Source organism: Acetobacter senegalensis (assembly GCF_001499615.1).
GTDB lineage: Bacteria > Pseudomonadota > Alphaproteobacteria > Acetobacterales > Acetobacteraceae > Acetobacter > Acetobacter senegalensis.
The window spans coordinates 2,121,007-2,133,110 of record NZ_LN606600.1; the positions used below are offsets into that span (position 1 = coordinate 2,121,007).

General features: G+C 49.4%; 8 protein-coding genes. 5 read left to right on the plus strand and 3 right to left on the minus strand.

Annotation, left to right across the window (positions count from 1 at the left end):
• Positions 1-28 precede the first annotated feature (28 nt).
• The 3 genes from ASN_RS09740 (at position 29) to ASN_RS09750 (ending at position 3,955) form a co-directional block, all read left to right on the plus strand.
• Positions 29-1,462, plus strand: coding sequence for an aldehyde dehydrogenase family protein (locus ASN_RS09740; protein ID WP_058988058.1), 1,434 nt, complete (start codon positions 29-31; stop codon positions 1,460-1,462).
• On the plus strand, positions 1,459-2,733 hold the full coding sequence (locus ASN_RS09745) for an NAD(P)/FAD-dependent oxidoreductase (RefSeq protein ID WP_058988059.1): 1,275 nt from the start codon (positions 1,459-1,461) through the stop codon (positions 2,731-2,733). The genes ASN_RS09740 and ASN_RS09745 overlap by 4 nt, the downstream gene beginning before the upstream one ends.
• A 484-nt stretch (positions 2,734-3,217) precedes the next feature.
• Positions 3,218-3,955, plus strand: a complete 738-nt coding sequence (locus tag ASN_RS09750; protein ID WP_231948167.1) for a M15 family metallopeptidase — start codon at positions 3,218-3,220, stop codon at positions 3,953-3,955.
• 294 nt (positions 3,956-4,249) lie between these two features.
• On the opposite strand, the gene ASN_RS09755 is transcribed toward ASN_RS09750, so the two are convergent.
• The 3 genes from ASN_RS09755 to ASN_RS09765 all read right to left on the minus strand — a co-directional run bounded on the left by ASN_RS09755 (position 4,250) and on the right by ASN_RS09765 (position 9,790).
• Positions 4,250-6,121, minus strand: a complete 1,872-nt coding sequence (locus tag ASN_RS09755) for a CocE/NonD family hydrolase (RefSeq protein ID WP_082666809.1) — start codon at positions 6,119-6,121, stop codon at positions 4,250-4,252.
• Between the two features lie 87 nt (positions 6,122-6,208).
• Positions 6,209-8,734 (minus strand): TonB-dependent receptor domain-containing protein, encoded by a 2,526-nt coding sequence (locus ASN_RS09760; protein ID WP_058988061.1) that lies wholly within the window; start codon positions 8,732-8,734, stop codon positions 6,209-6,211.
• 321 nt (positions 8,735-9,055) lie between these two features.
• On the minus strand, positions 9,056-9,790 hold the full coding sequence (locus ASN_RS09765) for a DUF4142 domain-containing protein (RefSeq protein ID WP_231948168.1): 735 nt from the start codon (positions 9,788-9,790) through the stop codon (positions 9,056-9,058).
• Positions 9,791-10,024: 234 nt separating this feature from the next.
• On the opposite strand from ASN_RS09765, the gene ASN_RS09775 reads away from it, so the two are divergent.
• Positions 10,025-10,519: a hypothetical protein gene (locus tag ASN_RS09775; RefSeq protein ID WP_006558018.1), complete on the plus strand. Its 495-nt coding sequence runs from the start codon at positions 10,025-10,027 to the stop codon at positions 10,517-10,519.
• Positions 10,520-11,416: 897 nt separating this feature from the next.
• Positions 11,417-12,016, plus strand: coding sequence for a TetR/AcrR family transcriptional regulator (locus ASN_RS09780; protein ID WP_058988064.1), 600 nt, complete (start codon positions 11,417-11,419; stop codon positions 12,014-12,016).
• Positions 12,017-12,104 lie beyond the last annotated feature (88 nt).

The following is a 12,104-nucleotide window of genomic DNA, read 5'->3' on the forward strand; positions in this document are numbered from 1 at the left end:
TCTTGTATAATAAGGAAAATTAACAATCATGTCCCATGCTTTGCAGTTTTATTATGATGGTCAATGGGTTGCGCCCCTCGGCACCCGCACTCTTGATGTTATTAACCCGGCTACTGAAAAAGCCTGCGCCACCATTGCCATGGGAAATGCGCAGGATGTGGACCGTGCGGTGGCTTCCGCGCGCAAAGCCTTTCCCGCATGGTCCGTAAGTACACGGGAAGAGCGACTGGCCGTTCTGGAACGTATTCTGGTTATTTATAAAAAACGCTCTGAGGATATGGCGCAGGCTATTTCTCAGGAAATGGGGTCTCCCATCGCACGGGCGCGTGACAGTCAGACATGGGCCGGGATGGCTCATCTGGAGGAAATGATTTCCGCGCTCAAAACGTATGTGTTTGATGAACAGCGCGGCAATATGCTCATCACGCGGGAGCCAGTTGGGGTTGCTGGCCTGATTACACCCTGGAACTGGCCCATGAACCAGATCATGTGCAAGGTGGCGCCTGCGCTGGCGGCCGGCTGCACCCTGGTTATGAAGCCTAGCGAAGTTGCACCGCTCAGTGCACTGGTTTTTAGTGAAATCATAGAGGAAGCCGGTCTGCCTCCCGGTGTATACAACATGATTAACGGTGATGGGCCTGAAGTTGGTGAGGCCATTGCCCGCCATCCAGATGTCGATATGGTTTCTATTACCGGGTCAACACGTGCGGGTGCTGCTGTTGCAAAACTGGCAGCCGATACAGTCAAACGTGTGCATCAGGAGCTTGGGGGGAAATCTCCCAACATCATTCTTCCCGATGCTGACTTTGAAGATGCTGTAAGACGAGGTGTTAAAGGTTGCTTTAGCAATTCCGGACAGTCCTGCGATGCCCCCACGCGGATGCTTGTCCCGCGTGCCAAAATGGATCGTGCCATGGCCATTGCAAAAGAAACGGCAGACTCATTCAAAATGGGGGATCCGGCAGATGAAACCACACAGCTTGGGCCGGTTGTCAGTGATGTCCAGTTTGGCCGCATTCAGGCGCTGATCGCAAAGGGCATAGAAGAAGGCGCTACTCTTGTCACTGGTGGTCTGGGCAAGCCGGAAGGTCTTGAAACAGGATATTACGTCAAGCCCACTGTCTTCGGAAATGTAGAGCCGGATATGACAATTTCACGAGAAGAGATCTTCGGCCCGGTTCTGTCTATTCTGGCATATGATGATGAAGAGCATGCCATTCAGATTGCCAATGATACGCCATATGGACTGGCCGCTTATGTTCAGTCGGGTGATCTGAAACATGCTCGGGCGGTTGCGCGTCGGTTAAGGGCCGGGAACGTAAATATCAATGGCGCAGACTGGACTGTTGCGGCTCCGTTTGGCGGTTACGGTCAGTCCGGAAATGGGCGCGAATGCAGTGAGTTTGGTCTGACAGACTTCCTGGAAATCAAAGCCATTCTTGGATACGGTGAAACAGCATGAAAACCGTGGCCAGTCTCTATGCCGCGGATGGCGGGGCTGGCCTCGCTTATCCTCCCCTTGATGGGCCAGTGCGTACTGATGTTGCTATTGTTGGGGCAGGTCTGACAGGACTTTCCACAGCACTTCATCTTGCTGAACAGGGCGCATCCGTCATTGTGCTGGAAGCGGAACAGCCCGGCTGGGGGGCTTCCGGACGGAACGGAGGGCAGGTTAACCCCGGTCTTAAGCCGCTTCCTGATGAGGTTGAGAAAGAGTTCGGCCCGGTTCATGGTCCAGCACTGGTTGACGCCGCGTGGAATGCGCCGAACCGCGTGTTTGAACTTATTGAGCGCCATGCCATAGACTGCGCTGCGCAGCGCGGAGGGACACTCCGTGCGGCAACGGCTCCGGTGCAGATTGCTCCCTTGCGTGAACTGACACGACAATGTCTGGAACGTGGCTGGCCCGTGAAGTGGCTTGAGCCGGAAGAAATGCAAGCCCGAACAGGAACCTCTCTTTATTGTGGAGGGATGCTGGATATGCGGGGCGGTCAACTGGACCCGCTCGCTTATACCCGGGGATTGGCACGTGCAGCGACACGGGCAGGCGCTACCATTTACGGTGCAACGCGCGTGGCGTCCTTTGCCCGTAAAGAGGGGGCATGGCATGTGCAGACAGGCGCAGGTAGCGTGGTTGCGCAACGGCTGGTGTTCGCAACCAATGGCTATACGGACAAGGCATGGGATAAGCTTCGGCGGTCCGTGGTCCCTGTATTTAGCGGTATTGTCGCCAGTTCCCCGCTTTCGGATGCACTGGCCGAGCGTATTCTGTCTCAACATGAAGTTTTGTATGAACTGGGACAAATTACCACCTATTATCGGGTGGATGCACACAAAAGACTGTTAATGGGCGGTCGATCATATTCACATGATCTACAGGGAGCCTTGGCTTTTCCGTATCTGGTGCAACGTGCATTGTTTCTCTGGCCAGAATTGCAGGATGTTGGCTGGACCCATGGCTGGAACGGGCAACTTGGTATAACGCTTGACCACTACCCCCATTGGCATGAGCCGGATGCAGGATTACTGGCATGCCTCGGTTACAATGGGCGGGGCGTTGCAATGGCGACCGTCATGGGGCAGCACCTCGCGAATTATCTTAGTGGCGCAGGGGTGCCCCTTTTTCCTCCGTCTCCTGTCAAACCAATAGCTGGCCATTTTGCATGGAAAGCAGGGGTTGCCGGACGTATTCTATGGGGCCGTCTTTCTGACCGGCTTGGTTTGCCCTTCTGAGTAAAATGCGGTGCTCTCTTGGCAGTTAAATGAGTAGGGACCGCAAAAATCGGAACAACTGACGGTGTGCTGTTGGTGCAGTGTGGCCATATTCTGTGTATAATGAAAATATAGCCCCTTAGGTTGCCGGATGATCGGAGGCTGTTTCCTCAGGTTTTTGTCTTCGCATCATGTTTTAGAAACAGATGCAGTAAATTCTGCAGGGAAGTAAATACAAAGAAGAGAGCCACTTACGCACCGGTAGCACTTAAATTGTTTTCCCTCAGCACCCTGCCTACAGGACAGCATATTGTGGCTTGCGATGAATGAAAGTATCGAAGGAGCGTGTCAGTTAGGCAGATTGGCTTTCATCCTCTGATGGAAATGTTACACTGATCAACATTGGGTTTTCTCTGGCAGTTATTTGTTCAGGTTTCAGATGACTTTGCAGATAAGGTTGCAATAGAAATCATCTGTATGGCTTCAGGCAAGGAGGCGAAGGGTTATGAGAACTGGTTATGCGATCCCTTTGTTCGTGATAATGGGACTGTCCGTATCTTCTGCTTATGCTGCCAAGGATCAGACAAGTATGGTTTTTCGCATAACGCCCCTTAAGCCTGTAGATGAGCTTATGCAGCAAGCGCGTCGTGCTACGCCTCCCGCTTCAGGTATGGGGCTGCGTAAACCGGAATTGGTTGATCTGGCACACCTCTCTCCATTGTTCAAATTTGATGTGCGTTACGCCACAGATAGGAATTTTCTGGGAACACCTGTTTATTCGTCATCACATGCTTTTTTGGAAAAACCAGCGGCTGATGCGCTACTGCGTGTAGCAGAATTTCTGAAAACAAAAGGGTATGGACTTCTGATTTTTGATGCATATCGCCCATGGTATATCACAAAAGTGTTCTGGGATGCGACACCAGCCGACAAACATCAATTTGTAGCAGATCCGGTGACAGGCTCACGTCATAATCGCGGGTGCGCAGTGGATTTGACATTATATGATCTGAAAACGGGACGGCAGGTGCCTATGCCCAGCGGCTTTGATGAAATGACACCCCGAGCATATTCAGATTATACAGAAGCTCCTGAAGAACAGAAGACAGCCCGCGCTTTGCTGAAAGATGCCATGCAGCATGAAGGGTTTGAACAACTTCCTGAAGAGTGGTGGCATTTCGATTATAAAGACTGGAGCCTGTATCCCGTTCAGAATATTCCATTTGAAGAGATCAAAAATTAAAGGGCAGTTGAAAGGGTATTGGGCAGGTTATCCGCCAAATGCCACTATACCATCCCGGTAATCGGTTTCGGTCATTTCTTCTGCCATGAAAAGGCTCTGTCAGGCACATACCTGATTTCTTGAAATGGCCGCAAGAATTTTTGCACATTCTCACGCAGAAGGCTCATGCCATAAAATATTGTCGCTTTCTGCGTGAGTGTTTTTTGATCAGTTTTGTGGTTGTCTTACGTGTTCTCTGCTCAGGTTATGCTCCAGACTTTAAGTTGTGCTTCTTGAAGGTGCCCGTGTAAGGATTCAGTGCACCTGAACCCAGCTTTCGGCGGTATCGATACTGATTGTCGCAGGCTTGTAGCTGTCCGGTGCCGCATTAAAAATATTATCGACATAGGTTTGTGGATTACGATCATAAAGCGGATACCAGCTAGACTGGATCTGTACCATAATCCTGTGACCTGGTAGAAAAGTGTGGGCCGCAACCGGAAGTTTCATGTGATAGACTTGGGGAACGTTAGCAGGGATGGGCTCCGGATGTTCAAAGCTGTTCCTGTAACGGCCCCGCAGAATATCTGCGCTGATCATGAGCTGGTAGCCGCCCATTTCCCGCTGCGCGGGCACTTCATCCGGATAAACATCAATCAGTTTCACAACAAAATCGCCATCTGTACCCGTGGTTGCGGCGGTAAGATGCACCAGAGGCTGGCCTGAAATGGACACTGCTTTTGTCAAAACCGGGGAGGTGAAGGAAGCAACATCTGGTCGAGAGGTTGCGTTCCGTTGATCAGTCGTCAACCACCATTGCCATTCGGAATTAGGAAGATTTTTGGAGAGAACAGGCCGCTGAACATACGGAACAGGATGTTCAGGGTCTGATACATACTGCACAGTCTCTCTTTTTTGCGTGGTGGCGTCGAACGTCAAACCATGTTGAGGCGCAAGATGCAGTGTCGTGCATGTGGAATTGCAGTCTTGTGATGGCAAAGCGGGCATCGTCTCCCACTCATTGATGCCTGTGCGAAAAGTTGTAACGCGAGCAGGGAGGGGCACAGTGCTGTCTTTGAGATAATGCGCCAGAAAGGGTTCCAGTATTTTCTTACGGAAATATAACCCTGTATCAGAATGCAGATCTATGGCGCCAAGCATGCTGGCGTCTTTTATTTCTCTGCCATGGTTCCACGGCCCCATGGCCAACCATAAATCAGATTTTGCAGATGGCGTTTTTTGCAGAGCATAATACAGCGCGATTGCACCATAATTATCTTCCTGATCCCACAAACTATGAACAAGAAGCGTCGGAACAGTAAGACCTTCTTTTGGGAGAAGACGATCCAATACTTGAGACTGCCACCAGCTATCATAAGCAGGGTGTGCTAAAATCTGGCGGAAAAACCCGATCTGTTCCATACCATGTGCTTTGCCAATGGCACCGGCAGAGACACCATTCAGGAAAAGCTGGTAATTGTCATACTGGTTGCTCCACCATTTGACTGTATTTTTTGGGGTCGCTTCCTGATTGTAGATGTAGGAAAGCATTTCTTCCCGAAATGCGCCGTTATGGAACCAGTCATCACCCATCCATCCGTCAACCATGGGGTTCATGGGCACAGAGACTTTAAGGGCGGGGTGAGGATGAAACAGGGCTGTGATGGCAGTGTAACCATCATAGGATACGCCAAGAATACCAACCTTGCCGTTGCTTTCGGGAACGTTATGCACCAACCATTCAATGGTATCCCAGGTATCCGTGCTGTGATCTACTTCCGTGGCATTTAATGGCCCCCGCATGGGGCGGTTCATTATATAATGCCCCTCGGAGCCATATTTGCCCCGCACATCCTGAACAACCCGAATATATCCGCCATCAGCTATAACGTCGGGCATATTGTCATAACCTTGCAGAACAGAGGCCATGGTGCCGCTGTCTGCCTGAGACGTCATGTGATCAGCATTATAAGGGGTGCGTGTTAGCAGAATAGGCGCATTGTGTGCGTTTTTGGGCACAAGGATAACGGTATGTAATTTTACTCCGTCCCGCATCGGGATCATGATTTCCTTGCGGATAAAATCAAAGTCCTGAGTGCTGACTGTAAAATGGTCTGGCATGTCCGGACTGATGCCGCCAGATGGCTGCGCGACGGCGGGCAGGCTTGTCGTGAGAAGACATGCCATGAGTAGAGAGCTTTTTTTCATGATAACCTTGAATGTCTTTGTGCGCACTGGACGTAATTTACACGTCCAGTGCGGTTAACGAATCTTTTAAAATTCAGCGGCAATCGTGCCAAAGAACTGCCGGGGAGCAGCAACAAACAGGTTGGCGTTATCGTCTCCTGATACGGAGGCTGCGCCATATACCCCGCCAATATAGTTGGAGTTGAACAGATTGGTGATTCCAAATGTAGTTTTCAGGTTTTGGGTAAAGCCAATTTTGCCAAAGTTATAGGCAAGATTGAGATTTGCGACCCAGTAAGCCGGAATTTTTTCATCATTCAAATATGTCATCGGGCGTGAGCCAATATAGTTCACGTTAAAGTTGAACATGGCACGTTTGTAGGTGTAGTTCAGGTTCGCCTTATACATGAACTTTGGATAATAGACCTGATGTTTACCCTTGATGTTGTATGATGTTCCCCCGTAATTGATGGAGCGGCTTTGATATTCGGCATCGTTCCAGCTAAAACTATTGGTGATTTCAAGCCCTTCCACCGGGCGGATTGTGCCCATCACATCCGCGCCGTTCATGGTTTCCCGACCAACGTTCAGGTAAGCGCTGTTCGCTGTATTTGCGCTACCTTCCGTGATGGACGCAAGGCGGTTGTAATAGTCGGTATGGTAAAAATCGACGGATGCTGAAAAAAGATGTGTGTCATATCGGTATCCGACAACGTAGTTCCATGTCCGTTCTGGGCGGAGAACTTTCTTGTTGGCATCAAATACCTGCTGGGCCGTGTAGGTGGAGTTGCCTAGGCCACCCCATGCAGTGCTGGTTGCTGTCTGGGAATAGTAGTCATATGCGCGCATATTTTCCGCGATATCCCAGTAAAACTCATGATGATTAAGAAAATGGTAGTCAAAATTGAAATGCGGCAGGAAGGCCGCCGATGCGGTTAAGGTGCCGTTTGCTGCGTGGCGATAATAAGTGTTCCATCCCTCAGCAGCCAACTGCTGGGTGTAGTCATCTTTGGTGCCACCATGCGTTGTCTGTGTAAGAGATTTGAACCCAGCCAGAAGATTCATGCCGGGAATAATGGTCCAGCGGTCCTGAAGGAAAAACTGGAAGGTATTGGTATTATAGGAGTTATTGAACCAGGTATGCCCCGTGCCCTGTTTGAAGTCAGAGAGCCAGTTGTGCGCTGAGTTCAAACCGTCTTCGTAGAGCCTTTGGTTATAAATCCAATGGTTGTTTTCATACCATACGCCCGTTTCAATACGGTTGTGATGAGGCGCTTCAATGGTAAATTTTTGTGTGCCGCCCAGACGGCGCATGAAGGCATGCGCCATTGAGAGCGCCATGGGAACGCCAGATACCGTGCCATCTGCCAGAAGTTCCGGCGTGCCATAAGAGGGAGACGTGACAAAGTTGTTTGTGCCACCATGCACCGCACTGCTGACGTTACCGTAAATAATGGTATCTGATTTTACATTTTTGAATAAATCGTAGTGGGTATTGATGGAGGATAGGTAGGTCCGCTGGATCTGCGAGGCATCCCAGGCATAATCACCAATTTCGTCATTAGACAGAAGACCTTCGTATCCCGGGGGGACGTCAGATGTATATTGGGCGTAATATGCCCAAAGTTTTGCTTTATCGTAGTCTGGTTTCAGATATGTGGAATTCCGCCCCATTGTTTTCCACATATTTTTGGTCATTGTCAGGTAATTGCCCTGCGTAAAGTTACCGTAGCCAAAAAAGGCCGTCACTTTGCCGCGGTCACCAAGGGGCTGAACAACCTTTGCATCGGCTTGCAGTTCGCTCTGGTAACCTTGCCCTTTCCACATATTTGTTTTGGTGCGCGCAAAAGATGCGTAGAATTTTGTTCCTGTGGAGTTCAGAACACCACTATCCACCCTGCCGTAAGTGCGAAAAGCGTTGTAACTGCCGAAAGTCTGGCTGATCTTGCCTCCAGCCTTGTCCTTGGGGTCAGAGGTGACGTATGTCATTGCTCCGCCAAGGTTCTGGGCGGAGAATGTGTCCAGAGAGCCTGCTCCCTGAGACATCGTCATGCCACCGATGTCATCCTGAATCATTGCCTGGGTGATGGACACGCCATTGTAGTTGGCAAAACCCTGGGTCCCCATCGGAATACCATCCAGCGTTGCGCCAATCTGCATTTGCGTAAATCCGCGCATGTAGAAAGTGTTGCCGTAGGTATCAAGGCCAAAGGCATCTGTTGATGTAAAGTTGGCTCCCGGTGTGGTTTGGGCAAGGATCTGCATCGGGTTCGTGCCCTCTACAAAGCGATCCATCACTTTACGCGTTACAGCAACTTCTGCACCGCGGCTGGCAACGCGGCGCGTGCTCACGTTTATTTCTTCATTGTCTTTGCTATGCAGCGGGCCGGATCGGCGATGTCGCGGCGGCGCAGAGCGCACTGCACTTGCGGGAGTGGAAGAAAGAGATTTATGCGGCTTGGTATGAAGGGGAGCTTTTTTGATTCCTGCCGTTGTGTGAACAGGGGTTGCCGCCGATGCTGCGGGAATAGTGAAAAGAGTAGCAAGAGCCGTGCCAAACAGCAGAAATGGCCTGCTATATCGTTCATAGAGCGTTTGACACCGGTATCCCATCTTAAACCCTTTTCAGATCGTAATGATATGCGTTGCTCAAACATCATGGCTGGCTGAATTGACCATAAAAAATCAGGTCAACCGCGAACCACAGGCTCTATGTTGTTGAACCGAAACGTATTCTGTCAATGCCCAAAAAATGATGGGTATGTGATAACTTTAGGTTAAGTTATGAGGCGGTGAGATCAAAGCAGAATGGAATGATCAGGTTCTTATTGTTGATGTAAGTACAACAATGGCTTCCTGCACTATAAACAGGAAGCCATTGGAACTGAAAATTTTATGTGTCTGTTTGTTTATGGTCTGTTTTTGGAAAAGTGCTTATTTGATTTCTGATTGATAAGTGGTGAGTTTGGTTTTGGTATCGGTTGCGAGTTTAACCAGATCTGTGTTCTTGGAGGTGGTGATTTGAGCCTCAAGCACTGATTTCATTTTGGTTGTGCTGGTCATGAAATAGCGGGTGTAGCTTCGGTCAAATGCCGAGCCATGCAAATGTTGCAACTGATCAATGACTTTTTGGCTTTGCGCAGAAGGTTTGGCTGGCAGAGTCAATGTGTGGGTTGTGGCCAGCTTGGTTAGCGTATCGTGGTTTTCTGTCAGTTCTTTTACGATGGTTGTGCTGAGCAGAGCGATATCGTTACGAGCCGCGTGGGTTTTGGCGATATTTGCCAACGCAATGTGGGTAAGATCCATATCATTGAGTTTTTGAACAAAGTCCGCGTCAGCCGACGTGAATGGTGCAGCTTTTTCCAGGGCAGGCAAGGGAGCAGCTGGCGGTTGGCCGGGGCTGATGCAGGCGCTCAGCGCAAAAAGGGTCACGAGAAGAGGGGAGCAGGCAAGCGCCTTACGACGGGACAGGACCAACATGATCAGCAAATTCTCCTTTGGCCACACGGGCCGTTTTGTCCGGCTGTCTTTAGGTGGTAGACGGCGCTTGGAAAAGCCCATGATGCTAGGGAGTGATAGGGATGGCAAGATAAGAGAGGCAGTCTGTTTTGATAAAAAGGACGAAATCAAGCGAGAATTAAGAGCGATATATTGGTCTGATGGTGACATATTTTGTCAGAAAAGAAATATTCCACACTTTATTTGACCTCTTGCATTGTATGGAAAGAGCACAGTAACTTAGAAGTGCTGCGCTTCATAGTGTGAGTGTTTGGGCAACGGGTGAGGATAGTCGAAGAAATGAAGTGTCGGATTGCGGGTTTGGTCGCGGTTGCCTCACTCTCTGTGAGTGTAAGTGGGTGCGGGTATTTTGATTCACGGGCTGCTCATAAAGCGCAGATCACAATGATCGGGATGACCTCTTATGATCTGCAGGCCTGTGCTGGCCTGCCGACGGCCACCAAACAGATCAATGATACAACTCAGATCTTTGTTTACACAGGAACGCAGCCACAGCCGAGCTATGGTGGCTCCACCCTTATTCCGATTGGTGATATTGCCACAACAATTGCACAGCTTGGCGGTGGGGGCGGAACAACTTGCTCTGCCGTGATCCGTCTGGATCATGACCGTGTCTCTGACGTGCATTACACAGGCAATAACGATGAAATGGTCGGAACAGATGGTATCTGTTCCATTATTACACGCGGTTGTGCCCGCCAGCCTGAAGGCACGATGCAGAAATCTGCTGGCGGCGTGTTTGGTCCGGTTTCAGCGTTCCATCCTCCCAGAACACCGCAGCAATCCACAACCGCAACTTACTCCACGCAATCAGGTGGGGCTGTGCTTAATTCTGATAAAAAATCTTCAGATCCTATTATTGTGCCCAGAACACAGTAAAATTCTGGGTTGAAAGAGCATTCAGTTATATTGTTTTAGAGGAAGCATTGCTCTGGTCATGTTTCCTTTTCTGCTGTTATTTGCGTAATCCCTGAGTTTTGGGTTGCTCTGGGGGTGATGCGTGTTGGGAAGCCTGATAATAGGCTTTCCTTGTCACCCAATGGAGGGCTGTTTCCCCTTCCGCTACGGTCAGAACTCCTGAATCAATATCCAGTCCTACACGCAAGGATGCTTGGTCTATCTGCTTAAGAAGGGCGGAGTGAGTGCCCATTGCATCAGGTCCGTATTGTGAGTGTGCCTGATAGATGCAGCTAAAGCGTTTATAAGCAGTGCCTTTTGCCAGCGGATATTTTGAGAAACAGCGTGAGGTAGCAGCGTGCATTGCACCTTTGCCATGATCGTCCACGCATCCTGATAAAAGCACACAGATAGAAACGGGAGCCAGAAAATGCTTCCGGAAGGGAAGGGGCGGCTTTCGTATGTGATGGGTGGTTTGGGGGGCGTTATCCCGCCTTGTTTTTACAAAAATTTTCATGTTCCGGATAAAGCTTTGGTCAGCGACGATACGTGCAGATGGACTCAGTAACTACATGGAATATATCATAAAAACCCAGAAGTGTTATGTGTCAATCAAGTAGCAGACGGTTGGATGTTCAATGTTTGGCTCATTATCCGAACAGCTTCCGGCAAGACATGCCAACCCAGTATTGCCGAAGAGGGGTAAATCGAGTGCCCGGACGCAGGGCGTCCTGCTGTGAGTATGGTCTTTTTGGCGAGTAAGTTGAAGAAAGTAGAGCGATCACAGATTTTTTTATGACATCGTGTATATTTTTTATGTTCTATAACGTAAAATGAGAAATACATTTCTCGCAATTATGGTATATGTAATTCTCTGTTATGGCTGTTGAAAATAAACACGATCTTGCAAAGAAACGAATAATAGAAGCCGCTCGCCCTTTGATTGGAAAGCGGGGCTTTTCCGGTGTGGGAATTTCTCAAATATTGGAAGTGGCACAGGTTCCTAAAGGATCATTTTATCACTATTTTGAATCGAAAGAAAAATTCGGGGAAGATCTTCTTAGGCTGTATATCCATGACTACCTTGCAGATATGGAATGTTTGAGTTCCAAGAAGACTCAGACAGGGTACGATTTGGTTTCGTCTTATTTTGAACGCTGGCGTATCACCCATGTTGGTGGGCGGGTAGGTGATAAATGTCTTATTGTGAAACTGGCTGCCGAGATATCTGATCTTTCTGAAGATATGCGCGTTGTTATGGATAATGGTGTGGCTGCCGTTATCAAACGTTTGGCCGCCATGATCAAAGCAGGGCAAAAAGATAGATCAATTTCATCTCCTCTCTCCGCACATCAGTTGGCGACTTCTCTGTATCAATTATGGCTTGGGGCAACGCTGATGGCCAAGATCACCCACGCTCCCCATCCTTTTGATGAAGCTTGGCAGACATCAATCATGCTTTTGAATGCGTCAAAGTAAGAAGTCGATTGAAGCGTTCGATAACGCGGGGTTTGCGTAGAGCAGGGGTGCCAGAAGGCTGTTGGCCGCAGATTTGGCAGCACGCAGC